Below are 14,790 nucleotides of genomic sequence, written 5' to 3'. Positions count from 1 at the left end.
TCGGAACGTGGCTGGTCAGCGGGGAATGTCAGAGGTGGGGGCTAGGGTCCTCAGCCATGACCGAACCCTCGTATCTGCGCACCACCCGGGCCGGCTATGACGCCATCGCCGTTCCGTACGCCGACCTCGCGCGCGACGATCTGGCCAACAAGCCCTTCGACCCGGCGATGTTGGCGGCGTTCGCGCAGGTGGTGCGGGTCGGCGGGGGCGGACTGGTGGCCGACGTGGGGACCGGGCCCGGGCGGATCGCGGCGCACCTGCACGGGCTGGGGCTGGACGTGTTCGGCGTCGACCTGTCCCCGGAGATGGTGGCGCTGGCCCGGCGCACGTATCCCGAACTGCGCTTCGTCGAGGGCGCGATAGCCGCGCTCGACCTGGCCGACGGCGCGCTGGCCGGCCTGGTCTCCTGGTACTCGATCATCCACACGCCGCCCGAGCTGATGCCCGCGGTGTTCGCCGAGTTCCACCGGGTGGTGGCGCCGGGTGGTCATGTGATGCTCGCCTTCCAGGTCGGGGACGAGCCGTTGCGCCTCGCGGAGGCGTTCGGCCACACCATCGCGCTGGAGTTCCACCGCTGGCGCCCGGAACGGGTGTCCGAGCTGCTGACCGACGCCGGCTTCGAGCCCCAGGCCACCCTGGTGCGCGCGGCGGAGCCGACGGAGCGCACCCCGCAGGCGTACGTCATGGTGCGCAAACCGGCGGTCGAGGCGCCCGGGGCGTAGCGCGGGGGCGCGGCTGCCAGGCGGGGTCTGACGTGCGCGGTCCGCGCCCGGCGGGCTCGGGCTCGGCTGGTGTGTGAAGTGGCCGGTGTGGCCGCCCGGTTGGCGCGCGGCGGGCACGCGTGGGGCGCGCTCGCCGGAGCGGCCGGCTGGTGCGCTGGTGCGGGTGGTGGCCGGCGCTCGTGCGGTGGCCGGGTGGCGTGCGGTGGTGGCCCTGCGTGAGGTGATCGGGCTAGGCGATGAACTCGACGTACGGGTAGCGCGGGGAGGGGGCGTCGAGGAGCGGTTGGGGGTGGTGGCGTAGGTGGCGGGTGAAGAACGCGGTCAGGTAGGCGCGGCGGGTGGCGACGAAGGCGGCCGGGTCGAGCGAGCCGATCTGTTCCATCGCCTGGTCCCGGACGCCGAACTCCGCGTCGAGTACGGGGAGCACGTGCTGGAGGTCGGTGTACGACTGGTGGGCCGCGCCCCGCGACCACAGGTCGCGCTTCCAGCCGGGCGAGTTCTCCCACAGCGCGGCCAGCCCGGCGGCCAGCGGGGAGCGGTGGTGGAAGGGGTCGGTGTAGTGCTCGCCGAGCATGCCGCACATGAGCAGGAACGGTTGCCGCACTCCGGCGCGGGCCGCGTCGGTGGGCCGGCCCGGGCCCTGGACGAGCGGGCCGTCCTGGATCGCGCCGGCGCGCACGCGCCGGTCGGCGAGCATGGTGTCGAAGAGGGCGGAGGGGCCGATGGAGTGCCCGTAGCCGCCGATCCGCCCCGTGTCCAGGGCGCGGGCGAGGCCGGCCGGCAGCGGGCGACCCGCCACGTCCGGGTTGCGCCCGCGCGCCAGCGCCGTGACCTGGTCCAGCACGAAGCGCAGGTCCGCGGTCCGGGTGGCGATGGCGGCCCGCACCATCTCGTCGTGGGGCAGCCCGGTCAGGAGCGGGGAGGTGGTGCGCACGCGGCCGTCGGGGAACTCGACGGCCATCGCGTCGTACGTGTGGTCCACGGTGACCACGACGAAGCCGTGGCTGGCCAGTTCGGTCACCACGGCGGTGTCGATGTCACGGGAGGCCTGGAAGCCGGGCGTGTACAGCACGATCGGCCTGCGGTGCGGGCCGGGCGCGAGCGGTGGGCCCTGCGTGGCGTGCGTACCGATGTCGCCCCAGTCCAGGGCGCCGGCCGGCAGGTCGAGTTGGGTCTGCCCGTACACCGCGAAGGCGGCGGCCAGGCCCGGGGTGACATAGCGGGCGGATGGGGCGTCGGCGCCCGCCCTGGCCGGGTACCAGACGCTGACCATCAGCTCGCGGGGGTGGCCGGGTTCCTCGGCCCACCGCTCGGTGCGGGAGCGGTCGACGAGATGCAGGCGTGTGGTGCCGACCGGGTGCCGTCCGGTCGGGGCCGGCAGGTCGAAGCGGAAAGCCTCGCTCCGGGGCGCGGCCGAAGCCCTGGCCGATGCCGGTGTCCGGGGCGGGGTCGGGCTCGCGGCCGATGCCGAGGGCGTGAGGGCCGGCGGCAGGGCGGCGGTCAGTCCCGCCGCGGCGACGCCACCGAGCACGGCGCGTCGGGCGAGGGAAGTGCGGGAGGGGTGAGGCGTACGAGGCGCGGGGCGGGAGTGCCGCATGGGTGTGGCCCTGTCGTCAGGTCGGCGGCTCGGCCGCCGGGCGGCCCGGCTCCCTGCGGAACCGGCTGGCGCGGCCGGCGGGCAGGCTCCGGCCGCCGTGCGGGGCGGACCCGGGGCCGGCCCGCGACCCGGAGTGGGTGGCGGCCGGCTGAGCGGCGGGGTGGTCCGTGACGGTGCGCCGGGTCCGGACGCGGGTGGCGCCGGCCCCGGGGCGGCGTCAGCGCGTGGCGGTCCAGGAGTGGGCGACGTCCACGATCAGGTGGTTGGCCGTCTGCGTCACCCGGAAGGGCAGCTTGGCGCGGACGCCGAGGCCGATCTGCGTGTCGCCCTCGAAGCTGCCGCCGAAGCGGGCGTCCTTGAACGTCTGGTATCCGGCCAGGTTCACACCGGGCAGCGGCTGTCCGGCCCGGCCCTGGTAGGTGGCTGTGCCCGTCTCGGGGTCGTAGCTCGGCGCGGCGGCGCGCACCTCCAGGATCGCCCCGCCGCCGACCTTGATCAGGTCGCCGGAGCCGTCCTGGCGCAGCTCCTTGACGTAGCCGACGCGGTAGCCGATCTTCCGGTCGCCGCTGCCGCGGACGTCGAGGACCAGGCGGTCGAAGCACGCGTGCCGACCAGCCCGGACGTTCTCCAGCGGGCGGTACTCCGTCGGCTCGGCGGTCTTGTCGCCGCTGCCCCAGACCGGGGCGCAGGACGGGTCGGCCGTCCCCTGTCCCCAGATCGGGTCGCGGTCGGTGCCCGCCTTCGCCGCCTGTGGCGCGGCAGCGTTGGCCGTCGTGACGCTCGCCGCCAGCCCGGCGCTCGCCAGCACGATCGCGGCCAGTGCAGTGCCCCACCGTCGCATTGTGGTTACCCCCATGAAGTGGTGTCGTTCACGCGTGCATCGAGCGGTTGTGCCTTGGTGTAAGTGACGAGCCGCTTGACCAAAAGGTTGCTCGCGAGCGCGCGACGCCGTGGCGTGCGTACGGCCTCAACGTGCCGTGGCGAAAGCGGAACGGGCAAGTCGGCGGTCAGCGCGCGCTGACGCGGGCCCACCTCACCGGATGCTCCGTGTGGGTGGCGCACGCCCCCGGCTGCTTGGCGCGCGGGCGCGCGACGCGACGCGGAACGGCCCGACCAGCGAACGGAGTTGGCGGCTGGGGTGTAGGCGCGTGCGGCGCGTGCCGGCGCGCGGGAACGCCCATCCGGGGGGCAACTGTGCTGGTCCGCAAGGGGGATAGCCATAGCGTGTTCAACCGTCTGGCCCCCTTGGGCGGGTGGGCCGAGCCGGGAGAGCCTCGGTGGGGTGATGTACCGACACAGTGCGAACAGACGGCCCCGGCGCGACGAGAGCGAGCGGGGCGCCGGGCCACGGAGCGGCCCAAGCGGCGGGCGTGCCGACCCCGGAGGGACGGGCCCCGCCGAGGGCACGGGCCCCGCCGATCCCGGGGCCAGGGCCGAGCCCGGCACCCGGGCCCGCCTCGCGACGCCCCGCCCCGCACCGACACCCCGGGCCGCACGGACACCCCGCCTCGTACCGACGCCCCGGGCCGTACCGACACCCCGCCTCGTACCGACGCCCCGGGCCGTACCGACACCCCGCCTCGTACCGACGCCCCGGGTCGCACCGACACCCCGCCTCGTACCGACGCCCCGGGTCGCACCGACACCCCGCCCCGCACCGACGTCCCGGGCCGCACGGACGCCCCGGGCCCGACCCACCGCACCCCGTCCCACGGTCACGACCACGGCCGCCCCCGCCGCGTCCCCCCGCACGGGCGCCGTCCGGCGGCGGGCCGTACCGGCGCTGGTCCTCGCGGTCACCGCGACGTTGCTCGGCGCGACCGACCCGGCCACGGCGGCACGCCCCGGCGCCGGCGCCGAGCCGGGCGTGCGGAAGGCGTCCAGCGCGCCCGGCGCGCGCGGTGGCGAGGCGCTGGACTGGGGGCGTTGCGAGGTCGAGGGCGCGCTCGCCCGACAGGAGTGCGCCACCGTCAGGGTCCCGCTCGACTACGCCCGCCCGGACGGCCGGCAGATCGACATCGCGGTCTCCCGCGTCCGCGCCGAGGCGCCGGACCAGCGGCGCGGCGCCCTGCTCCTTATCCCCGGCGGCCCCGGCAACACGGGCCTCAACGGCCCCTCCACCAAGGGCCAGCGACTGCCGCGCGAGGTGCGTGAGGCGTACGACCTGATCGGGTTCGACCCGCGCGGCGTGGGGCTGAGTACCCCGGTGACCTGCGGCCTTTCGCACGAGCAGCTCGCGGTGGTCCATCTGCGGCCCTGGCCCGACGCGGACGGCGGGCTCACCGGGCCGGTGGAGCGCGCCCGCGCCGTCGCCGAGACCTGCGCCCGCGACGGCGGCGAGCTGGTCCGCCACATCAGCACCCGCGACGAGGCCAGGGACATCGACCGGGTGCGGCGGGCGCTGGGCGAGGACCGGCTCTCCGCGTGGGGCCACTCGTACGGGACGTACGCCGGGGCTGTCTACGCGCAGATGTTCCCCGACCGCACCGACCGCTGGGTGCTCGACAGCAACGACGACCCCGACCCGCGCCGTGTGGCGCGGCAGTGGCAGGCGAACTACGCGATCGGCGTCGAGGACAGCCTCCCCGCCTTCGCGACCTGGGCCACCCGCCCGGGCAACGAGGACCGCGTGGCCGACCGACCCGAGCGGGTGCGCCCGCTGCTCCTGGAGCTCGCCGCCCGACTGGACCGCGCCCCGCTGCCGTGGCCGGGCGCCAACCCGGGCCAGCTCACCGGCAACCACCTGCGCCAGGTGATGCTGGACAGCCTCGCCAACACGGGGCGGTTCCGCTTCCTCGCCCAGTTGGTCAACGCGGCGCGCACCGGCGGTGAGCTGCCCGCGCCGGGCGCGGCGCCCTCGGACGCGTACCTGCGCAACAACATCGCCGTGGCCGTCGCGACCATCTGCAACGACGTGTCCTGGCCGCGCTCGCTGCCCGCGTACGAACGGAACGTGGCCCGCGACCGGGCCCGGTACCCGCTGACGGTCGGCATGCCCGCCAGCGTCATGCCGTGCGCGTTCTGGCCGTACGCACCGCGCGAGCCCGCGACGCGGATCACCGCCCGGGGCCCGGCCAACGTGCTGCTCGCGCAGAACCTGCGCGACGCGCAGACGCCGCACTCCGGCGCCCTGCGGCTGCGGCGCGCCTTCGGCGACCGGGCGCGGATGGTGTCGGTGGACGCGACGGGGCACGGCGCGTACGTGGTGGGTGGCAACGCCCGCTGCGATCGGGTGGTGACCGACTTCCTCCTCACGGGCCGACGGCCGGCGCACGACCTGACCTGCGCTGATGCCACCAAAATTCCGTCGAATCCGGTCGCCGGCTGAGGCAGGATGGGGCCGGCCGCACGCCGGTGCGGCCAGCCGCCCCCCCCACCGAAGGACGTGTGCCCGTGCCCGAGCAGGACCCCGAGCGGCAGCCCGTGCGGATTCCCGACCCCACCGTGCTGCACCCGCTGCCCGAGCACGAGCGGGTGGTGCTGCTGAAGCCGCTGGTCACCGACCCGCGCATCGAGGTGGGCGAGTTCACCTACTACGACGACCCGGAGCACGCGGAGTCCTTCGAGCAGCGCAACGTGCTGTACGCGTACGGGCCCGAGCGGCTGGTGATCGGCAAGTACTGCGCGCTGGCCACCGACACGAAGTTCGTCATGGCGGGCGCCAACCACGCCACGCACGGGGTGTCCACCTTCCCGTTCACGATCTTCGGCGGGACGTGGGCCGAGCGCACCGCCCACGTCTTCGCGGAGATCGAGAGCCGGGGCGACACGGTCGTCGGCAACGACGTGTGGTTCGGCCGGGACGTGACGGTCATGCCGGGCGTGACCATCGGCCACGGCGCGATCATCGCCACCGGCTCCGTGGTCGTCTCCGACGTGCCGCCGTACACGATCGTCGGCGGCAACCCGGCCCGCACCGTCAAGCAGCGGTACGCCGACGAGGACGTGGCGCGGCTGCTGCGCGCCGCCTGGTGGGACTGGCCGCTGGAGACCGTCACCGAGCACGTGCACACGATCATGACCGGCAGCCCGGCCGACATCGAGGCCGTCGCGGCCGGGCTGGACGCCTGAGCGCCGGGGCGACGTCCGAACGTCGGGCTGGGCGCCCGGGCGTCGGGGGTGACGCCCGACGGGGCGGGGGCACGTGGGGTCGACCCGGGTCACGTGGCGTTGGCCCGGGGCATTGCGTCGACCCAGGTCACGTGGCGTTGGGCCGGGGCGTGACATCGATACGGGTCACGTGGCGTTGAGGGGCCCGGCGGTGTGCGTGGCGAGGTGGAAGAGCCGGCGGTTGTGCGGGAGTTGCACGGCCGCCGGGTCCAGCAGGTCCACCAGCTCGACCAGAGCGTTCTGTAGCGCTTCCAGCCGGGCCAGGGCCGGGGCGGGGCCCACCGCGAGCCGGTCCACGTCCGTCAACAGGTGCGTGAACCAGGCGCGGAAGACCTCGTCCTGGTCCAGCCGCCGGCAGAACTCCGCGTAACCCAGACACCAGCGCTGTCCGGGAACGCTGTCCGGGTGCACCATCAGCTCGCCGATCGCCCGTTGGTGGGCGCGGAAGACGCGCAGCTCGTCGCTGGTCTCGGAGATCCTGCCGACGAGGGCGCTGATGTGCCCCAACTGCCGCATGATCTTCCGGTTGGTCCGACTGCCGCCCAGGTTGAGGAACTGGATGTCCCGGCGCAGGATCTCCGCCCACCCCAGGTACTCCGCCAGGACGAACACGGTGCTGCGCCGCGCGTACTCCGCCTCCGCCGGCGTGCCGTGGGTGAGGAACGTCGTCAGGTAGCCCGAGTGGTCGGGGGCGGCGGTGCGGTCGACCACGTGCCCGTGCGGGATGTTGTACAGCCGACTCTGCAGGTCGTACGCCGCCAACGCGAGGGACGAGCCGTAGCGCACCATGTAGTTGCGCTCCGTGCGGACCGCGAGCCGGCGCTGCTGCCAGTAGCCGAGGAAGCCGGTCAGGCCGGCACCGACCACGGCGACGACCGCCGACACCACCGACACCGAATCCAACGCCGCCCCCTCGCGCGGGGCCGTCGCCTCTCGAAGGCGTCCCGCGTACGCCATCCTCGCCCACGCCGTGGGAGCGGGTACGCGCGCGTGCGCGCGCGGCGGTGAACAGGGGGCTAGCACCAGGGCTGTTGGGGAGCTTCCCGCATGGCGGGCGCGCGCCGCGCGGGGAACGCTGGGCGGCCATGACCCCACGCACCAGGGCCCGCAAGGCCCCTCTGACCGCCGCCGCGCTGACCGCGACCCTGGCCGCCCTCGCCGCCGCCCCCGCCGTCGCCGACCCGGCGCCCGCCCCCGCGTCCCCGGCCGGCCCCGCCTCCGCCGCCGCGCCCGGTTCCGCGTCCGCGCGCGCGGGCGACGACGCCCGATCGACGGCGCGCCCGGCGCTCACGTCACGGGAACTGCGACGCGCCGTGGAACGCACGCTGCGCGAGGCCGGCTACGTCAACATCTCCGTGGACGTGCGCGACGGCACACGGCACACCACCGCCCGCGCCGGCGAGGCGAAGCTGAACACGGGGCGCCCGGTACCCGCCGGCGCCCCCTTCCGCGCCGCGAGCACCACCAAGTCCTTCGTCGCCACCGTCGTCCTGCAACTGGCCGCCGAGGGACGGCTGTCGCTCGACGACACGGTGGACCGCTGGCTGCCCGGCCTGATCACCGGCAACGGCAACGACGGCCGGCGCATCACGCTGCGCCACCTCCTCCAGCACACCAGCGGCCTGCACAACTACGACACCACCGAGGACACCGGCGACACCTCGGCCGACTTCGAACGGACCAGGTTCGACCACGTGGAGCCGGGCCAGCTCATCGCCGGTTCCCTGCGCCACCGACCCGACTTCGACCCGGCCGACCCCGACGACCCGGCCCCCAGATGGAACTACTCCAACACCGGTTACGTCGTCCTCGGCCAGGTCGTCCAGCGGGTCACGGGCCGGTCGTGGGCGGACGAGGTGGAACGCCGCATCACCGGACCGCTCGGCCTCAAGGGGACGTACGCGCCCGGCGACGAGCCGCACCTGCGGGGCCCGCACGCGCACACCTACCAGCGGTTCCCCGGCGACAAGCGGCTCACGGACACCACGGTGCGCAACATGACCTGGGGCGACTCGGCCGGCGCGCTGGTCACCACCGAACGCGACCTGGACCGCTTCTACACGGCCCTGGTGACCGGGAGGCTGCTGCCGGCGAAGCAGCTCGCGCAGATGCGCGAGGTCGTCCCGGTGGGCGAGGACTTCGACCAGGTCATGCCGGGCCTGCGGTACGGGCTCGGGCTGATGCGCCAGCCACTGGCCTGCGGCGGCTACCGCTGGGGGCACGGCGGCGACGTCGAGGGCGGCACCGTACGCACCGGCTTCACCTCCGACGGGAAGCGCGGGGTGGTGATCGTGGCCAGCGGCAAGGAGCCCGGTGACGCCTGGCTGCTCAAGGCCGAGCGCTCCGTGCAGAGCCTGCTCGACCAGGCACTCTGCGGTACGCGGGGCTGACCCGCGCCCGGCGCGACCGCCCCCGTGCTCCGGGCCGGGCCCGGCTCGGCCCGGTGCGCGGACGGGGCGGGGGCTCGGAGTGTGGCAGCGCGGGGACCGGGTGCTGTGCGGGGCGGGGGGTTGGGCTCATGGGGGCGCGAAGGGGTGGGCGGTGGGCCAGGCGTGGAGCGGGAGGGCGCCGAGACGAGTTTTTGCGCTAGAGCATAAACCTCTTGTCTCTAGTGTGAAGTGCCCGTAGGCTTTTCGCATGCTCTCCGTGATCCCGACTCCCCTGATTCTTGAGGGCCGTGCCGTGCGGCTGGAGCCGCTGACCCTCGACCACGTGCCGGACCTCTTCCGTGCCGGCGGCGGCGACGAGGAGGTCTGGCGCTGGCTGAACCGGCCCATGCCGCGTACGGAGGCCGAGCTGCGCGAGATCATCGCGGCCCAGCTCGCCGAGGTGGGCAAGGGGGCCGTCTGGTGGGCGGCCGTGCGGCGCGCTGACGGCCGAGCCGTCGGCCAGACGTCCTATCTGGACATCAGCGCGCGCGACGAGCGCCTGGAGATAGGCGGCACCTGGTACGGCCGGCAGGTGTGGCGCACGGCGGTGAACACCGAGGCCAAGCTCCTCCTGCTCGCCCACGCCTTCGAGGAGTTGGGCGTGGGTCGCGTGCAGTGGAAGACCCACCACCGCAACCTGCGGTCCCAGGAGGCGATAGCCCGCCTCGGCGCCCACCGCGAGGGCGTGCTCCGCCGCCACATGGCCATGCCGGACGGCACCTGGCGGGACAGCGTGTACTACTCGATGCTCGCCGACGAGTGGCCGGCGGCCAAGGAGCGCCTGGAGTACCGCCTGGCCTCGGGCGGCCACACCCACCCCCACCAGTCGGCGTCCACCACGCCCGGGGGCGTCCGCTGACGGACCGGGCACCACGTCAGCGGCGCGTGGGCCGCGCCGGGACCGCGGGCGCGTCGCCGCGCCGCCCTACCCGAGGGGCCCGACCCGGCCGGCCGCTGATAGGGGGAAGGCCGCCCCGGCGGAGGTCCGCACAGCCTGTTACGTTCATGTTCCAAGGAGTCATCGGCGCATGCCGTGACGCGTGGGGACCTCAGGGGGAACGGTGACGTTCGATCAGGAATGGGCGGAACTCACGGGGGAGGCGTCGGCCCGGCTGCGGCTGGCGGGCGCCGGCGAGCCGGGTGGCGCGGGCGCCCAGGGCGAGTTGCGGCAGTCCAGGCGCGCGTGGAGCCAGGCGGCCGAGGGGGTGCGAGCGGTGGGCGGAGACCTGCGTGCCGCCGTGGGCGGGCTGTCCGAAGGGCAGCGGGGCGCGGGCGGCGCGGACGCCGCCGTGGCGGGCCTGCTCAGCGCGACGGTGCAGGCCAGCGTCTTCCAGTCGTGGAAGCACAAGGTCGAACTGATGCGGCGGGAGTGCGACGAGGTGCGGGGCAAGATGACCAAGGCCGCCCAGGCCTACTACCAGACCAACGACGAGATCAAGGACGCGTTCGAGAAGCGGGACACCACCTCGGACGACCGGCCCGAGATCGGCCGGCCCACCCCGGGTGAGGGGGGCCAGTCCCGGTGGTGACGTTCGATCAACTCATCGACTTACGCCCGGCGGAGCTGGAGGAGGCGGCCGACGGGTGGCACCGGCTCAGCAGTGCGGCCAGCGCCGCCAAGGAGCGGGTGACGGACGAGATCGCCACGCGATTACAGCTCGCGGCGACGGGCGAGGGTGTGGACGCCGCCGTCAGGCGACTGCACGATCTCGCACGGAGCTGCCACCACGTCCAGGTGGAGACCGGCCTGGTCCGCACGGCGTTGAACGGGCTGGCGGGGGAGCTGCGCTCCGCACGGAAGAAGCTGACCGGCGCCGTGGCGGACGCCGAGGCCGAACAGTTCACCGTGAGGTCGGACGGCTCGGTGCACTGGGTCGACAAGGACCCGGCAGCACCCCTGGCGCCGCGCCAGAGCGTGCGGGGCAGCAGGCCCAGCGTGGTCATCGCGCCGGACGCGGACCCCAGGCGGGCCAGGGCACAGGAGTACGCCGACCGCATCGGGGCGGCCCTACGGGAGGCCACCGAGGCGGACGCCCGGTACGCCCAGGCGCTGGGCCGGCTGCACGCGGACAGCGACCTGAACACCTCCGACGCGGACTGGGTGGATGCCCAGCGGGACATGGCCGCGGTGCGCGAGGTGGCCGCGCACCTGTCCGCGAGCGACATCCCGAAGGACGGGTCGCCCAAGGAGAACGCGGCCTGGTGGAAGGCGCTCTCGGCTGACGAGCAGGCCGGCTACATCGCGCTCCACCCCGCGAGCGTCGGCGCCCTGGACGGCCTCCCGGCCGTGGCCCGCGACGAGGCCAACCGCGCCGTCCTCGCCGAGAAGCGGGCCGACTACCAGGCGCAGCTCAACGCGATCCCTCCCGAACCGGTCAAGATCCAGCCCGGCCGGGTGGGCAGCCCCATCGCCACGAGGACAGCGGCATGGCTCGCTTGGGACGAGAAGTGGAGCGCCAAGAAGTCCCAACTCGAAGCGTCGCTCAAGGGAATGGGGGACATCCAGGAGCGCTTCACGCACACCGAGCTGGAACCGGGCGAGAAGCGCTTCCCGCGCCCCTACCTGCTGGCGTTCTCCCCAGAGGGCCGAGGACGCGCCGTCATCGCGAACGGCAACCCGGACACCGCCGACCACACGGCGGTCTACGTGCCGGGGACGGACGCGGGCTTCGGCAACCTGAACCCCCACCTCAAGCGCATGACGAACCTGTGGATCGCGGCCGACGCCGCCGCGGACGGGGGGACCGTATCCACCATCACCTGGCTGGGATACGACGCGCCCCAGGGTGTCGCGAACGCCGTCTCTTCGGATGACGCCAACAACGGCGCTCCGGACCTGAACGCGTTCGTGGATGGTGTGCACGCCTCCCGCGCGACAGACTCCCCCGGTCATCTCACCGTAACGGGCCACAGCTACGGCACCACGCTGATCGGCTCCGCCGCCCGGCAGGGAGACCTTCACGCGGACGACATCGTCACGCTGGGTAGCCCCGGTACCCAGGTGGGTCGGGCGACCGATCTGGACGTGCCTGAGGGGCACGTGTGGAACGAGGAGGCGGAGGGTGACTGGATTCCCGAGCTGGGGCGTATGAAGCACGGGCATCCCGAGTACCACTGGGATTCGGGATGGGACTTCGTCATTCCCAGCGACGACCGTTTCGGCGCGCATCACATGCGTACGGACACCGACGGGCACAGCGGTTACTGGAATGACGATTCGGAGAGTCTGAAGAACCAGGCGCGAGTCGTGGTCGGCAGGCACGATGAAGTGAGGGTGGAGCCGTGGTGAGAACTCCCGGCCTACGCCGTCTTCAGGTGGGCCGTGTGCGGGGCGGTCTCGCTGTTCTCGTGGTGACGCTGATGATCGGGATGACGGGGTGCTCAGGTATGGACAACGATGAACCCACGGTCAGGAAAGTGGGCGAAGTCAAGAAGAAATCCCTTGAGTTGTCCGATTCCCTGCTGAAGATCGTCAACCTGCGCGGCGAGGTGAAGCAGCCGGGAAACGCGGTGGGACTGTGCGGTGACCGGGACAGCGACACGTTCTACCGCATCAACAGTTTCTGGTCCGTAGCGGGCTCACCCGTGGCCGACCTGCGAACGGCCATGGCACGCCTGAAAGAGGAACTCCCCCGTAACGGCTGGGACATAGCCAGTTACGGACCGGCGCCCAGCAAGGCCCAACAGCTCACGCTGGTGGCCGACTACCGCGACGACAAGTTCTCGGTCAGCGTCGAGGCGCTGGAGCCTTCGCCGGGCGGCAGAAAGCGCTCCCTGCTCTATGTGAGTCTCACATCCGCCTGTTACCAGGTGCCCGAAGGGGAGTCCACCGGGTACTGACGGCTCGTGCGTGGTGCCGCCACGTGCGGCGCCCCGCCGCTCACGCGAGGGGTGAGGGGCGGGGCGTCGGGTGGCTCGGCGCCGGGGCAGCGCGGGCGCTGGGCCCGACGGTCCCGGGGGACGTCAGAGGCGCTCGGGGGTGCGGATGCCGAGGAGGGCCATGCCCTGGTGCAGGGTGCGGGCGGTGAGGTCGCACAGGAAGAGGCGGTTCTCCACCTGGGCGTGGGATTCCGCCTTCAGGACCGGGCACTCCGAGTAGAACGTGGTGTAGAGGGAGGCGAGTTGGTAGAGGTACGCCGCGAGCTTGTGCGGCTCGTACGACGCGGCCACCTCGGCCAGGGTCTCCCCGAACTGGTCCAGGTGCAGGCCGAGGGCGCGCTCGGCCGGGGCGAGGGCCAGCTCCGGGTGAGCGGCCGGGCGGGTCTCGCCGGCCTTGCGGAGGATGGACTGGATACGGGCGTACGCGTACTGGAGGTAGACACTGGTGTCGCCGTTGAGCGAGACCATCTGGTCCAGGTCGAACTTGTAGTCCCGCGCGGCCGACGTGGAGAGGTCGGCGTACTTGATCGCACCGATGCCGACCTGGGCCGCGCGCTCGGCAATCTCCTCGTCGGTCAGGTCCTGGGCCTTCTCCCGGACCACGGCCGACGCCCGGTCCACGGCCTCGTCGAGCAGGTCCACCAGGCGTACGGTCTCGCCCTCCCGGGTCTTGAACGGCTTGCCGTCCTTGCCGAGCACCGTGCCGAACGCCAACTGCGTCGCCCGCACCTCCTCGCTCAGCCAGCCCGCCCGCCGCGCGGTCTCGAAGACCATCCGGAAGTGCAGTGCCTGCCGGGCGTCCACGACGTACAGCAGCGTGTTCGCCTTGAGGTTCTGGACGCGGTCGCGGACGGCCGACAGGTCGGTGGCCGCGTAGCCGTAGCCGCCGTTGGACTTCTGCACGATCAGCGGGGTCGGCTTGCCGTCCGGGCCCTTGTACTCGTCGAAGAACACGCACAGCGCGCCCTCCGAGCGGACCGCGACGCCCGAGTCCTCCAGCAGCCGGCAGGTCTCGTCGAGCATGTCGTTGTAGCCGGACTCGCCGACCACGTCCGCGTCCCGGATCTCCATGTCGAGCTTGTCGAAGACGGAGTAGAAGTAGATCTTCGACTCGTCCACGAAGCGCTGCCACAGCGCCAGCGTCTCCGCGTCCCCCGACTGGAGGGCCACGACCCGGTCCCGGGACCTGGCCTTGAACTCCTCGTCGGAGTCGAACAGCGTCCGCGAGGCCTTGTAGAGCCGGTTCAGACTGGACATCGCCTCCTCGCCGGAGACCTCGCCCTCGTCGCCGTGGTCGAGCTCGTGCGGGTGCTCGATGAGGTACTGGACCAGCATGCCGAACTGGGTGCCCCAGTCGCCGATGTGGTGCCGGCGTACCACCTGCTCGCCCGAGAACTCCAGGATGCGCGTCACCGCGTCGCCGATCACGGCCGACCGCAGGTGGCCGACGTGCATCTCCTTGGCGACGTTGGGCTGCGCGTAGTCGATCACCGTGGTGCCGGGCCGCTCCGCGTGCGGGACGCCGAGTCGCGCGTCGGCGGCGCGTTCGGCCAGCGTGCGCACGATGGCCGCGTCGCTGATGGTGATGTTGAGGAAGCCGGGCCCGGAGACCTCGACGTCCTTGACCACGTCGTCCACGGGCCGCTCGGCGCCCTCGGCGGTGCCGTCGAGCACGCCCACGACCTGGCCCGCCAGCTCCCGGGGGTTGCCCCCCAGCTTCTTCGCGAGTGCGAGCAGCCCGTTGGCCTGGAAGTCGGCCCGATCGCTACGTCGCAGCAGCGGGTCCGCGGGACCGGCCTCCGGCAGGGCTGCCGAGAGGGCGTTCGCGACGCGCTGGTGGACCGTGGCGGCAAGGGAAGGGACCGAGGCCATGAGAGGGGTGCCATTCCTTTAGAGGTGCGAAGGGTCGGTCAAGTATTCCACGCCGCGCCCGATCGGTTTTCTGTTAAATCGCGTTCCGGACGGTGGCCCGCGCCGTCGTCGGCACGAAGGAGGCGCCGTGGGTCTCGCCGGCGGGGCGCCAGGGGGTGGGGTGGCGTCGCGGGCGACCCGG

The 14,790-nt window shown here is 73.3% G+C and carries 12 protein-coding genes; 8 read left to right on the top strand and 4 right to left on the bottom strand.

The window, feature by feature from the left end; genetic code table 11:
* Positions 1-56 precede the first annotated feature (56 nt).
* The gene (locus ACFVFR_RS16275) at positions 57-722 is read left to right on the top strand and encodes a class I SAM-dependent methyltransferase (protein WP_383701923.1); all 666 of its coding nucleotides are present in this window, start codon (positions 57-59) and stop codon (positions 720-722) included.
* A 229-nt stretch (positions 723-951) separates the two neighbouring features.
* On the opposite strand, the gene ACFVFR_RS16270 is transcribed toward ACFVFR_RS16275, so the two are convergent.
* Entirely contained in the window at positions 952-2,319 is a 1,368-nt protein-coding gene (locus tag ACFVFR_RS16270) for an alpha/beta hydrolase family protein (protein ID WP_383701921.1), read from the bottom strand.
* Positions 2,320-2,536: 217 nt separating this feature from the next.
* The gene (locus tag ACFVFR_RS16265; RefSeq protein ID WP_383701919.1) at positions 2,537-3,175 is read right to left on the bottom strand and encodes a hypothetical protein; all 639 of its coding nucleotides are present in this window, start codon (positions 3,173-3,175) and stop codon (positions 2,537-2,539) included.
* A gap of 951 nt (positions 3,176-4,126) precedes the next feature.
* Between ACFVFR_RS16265 and ACFVFR_RS16260 the strand changes: the two genes are divergently transcribed.
* Positions 4,127-5,647, top strand: coding sequence for an alpha/beta hydrolase (locus ACFVFR_RS16260; protein ID WP_383701917.1), 1,521 nt, complete (start codon positions 4,127-4,129; stop codon positions 5,645-5,647).
* 65 nt (positions 5,648-5,712) lie between these two features.
* The gene (locus ACFVFR_RS16255; RefSeq protein WP_383701915.1) at positions 5,713-6,390 is read left to right on the top strand and encodes a CatB-related O-acetyltransferase; all 678 of its coding nucleotides are present in this window, start codon (positions 5,713-5,715) and stop codon (positions 6,388-6,390) included.
* Between the two features lie 165 nt (positions 6,391-6,555).
* Here ACFVFR_RS16255 and ACFVFR_RS16250 read toward each other — a convergent pair whose 3' ends face one another.
* Entirely contained in the window at positions 6,556-7,323 is a 768-nt protein-coding gene (locus ACFVFR_RS16250) for a hypothetical protein (protein WP_383701969.1), read from the bottom strand.
* Between the two features lie 191 nt (positions 7,324-7,514).
* Between ACFVFR_RS16250 and ACFVFR_RS16245 the strand changes: the two genes are divergently transcribed.
* The 5 genes from ACFVFR_RS16245 (at position 7,515) to ACFVFR_RS16225 (ending at position 12,698) form a co-directional block, all read left to right on the top strand.
* Complete coding sequence (locus tag ACFVFR_RS16245) at positions 7,515-8,819, top strand: serine hydrolase domain-containing protein (RefSeq protein ID WP_383701913.1); 1,305 nt, start codon at positions 7,515-7,517, stop codon at positions 8,817-8,819.
* Between the two features lie 247 nt (positions 8,820-9,066).
* A complete protein-coding gene (locus ACFVFR_RS16240; RefSeq protein ID WP_383701911.1) occupies positions 9,067-9,717 on the top strand; it encodes a GNAT family N-acetyltransferase in 651 nt (216 codons plus the stop codon).
* Positions 9,718-9,919: 202 nt separating this feature from the next.
* Entirely contained in the window at positions 9,920-10,387 is a 468-nt protein-coding gene (locus ACFVFR_RS16235) for a hypothetical protein (RefSeq protein ID WP_383701909.1), read from the top strand.
* Positions 10,384-12,147, top strand: a complete 1,764-nt coding sequence (locus ACFVFR_RS16230; RefSeq protein WP_383701907.1) for an alpha/beta hydrolase — start codon at positions 10,384-10,386, stop codon at positions 12,145-12,147. Before ACFVFR_RS16235 ends, ACFVFR_RS16230 begins: the two co-directional genes overlap by 4 nt.
* 158 nt (positions 12,148-12,305) lie before the next feature.
* Positions 12,306-12,698 (top strand): hypothetical protein, encoded by a 393-nt coding sequence (locus ACFVFR_RS16225; protein WP_383701905.1) that lies wholly within the window; start codon positions 12,306-12,308, stop codon positions 12,696-12,698.
* A 123-nt stretch (positions 12,699-12,821) separates the two neighbouring features.
* Here ACFVFR_RS16225 and argS read toward each other — a convergent pair whose 3' ends face one another.
* Positions 12,822-14,609 (bottom strand): arginine--tRNA ligase, encoded by a 1,788-nt coding sequence (gene argS, locus ACFVFR_RS16220; RefSeq protein ID WP_383701903.1) that lies wholly within the window; start codon positions 14,607-14,609, stop codon positions 12,822-12,824.
* Between the last annotated feature and the right edge of the window lie 181 nt (positions 14,610-14,790).

Origin of the sequence: Streptomyces sp. NPDC057702, assembly GCF_042799315.1 — a bacterium.
Lineage (GTDB): Bacteria > Actinomycetota > Actinomycetes > Streptomycetales > Streptomycetaceae > Streptomyces.
This window is presented reverse-complemented; position numbering and strand designations above follow the sequence as displayed.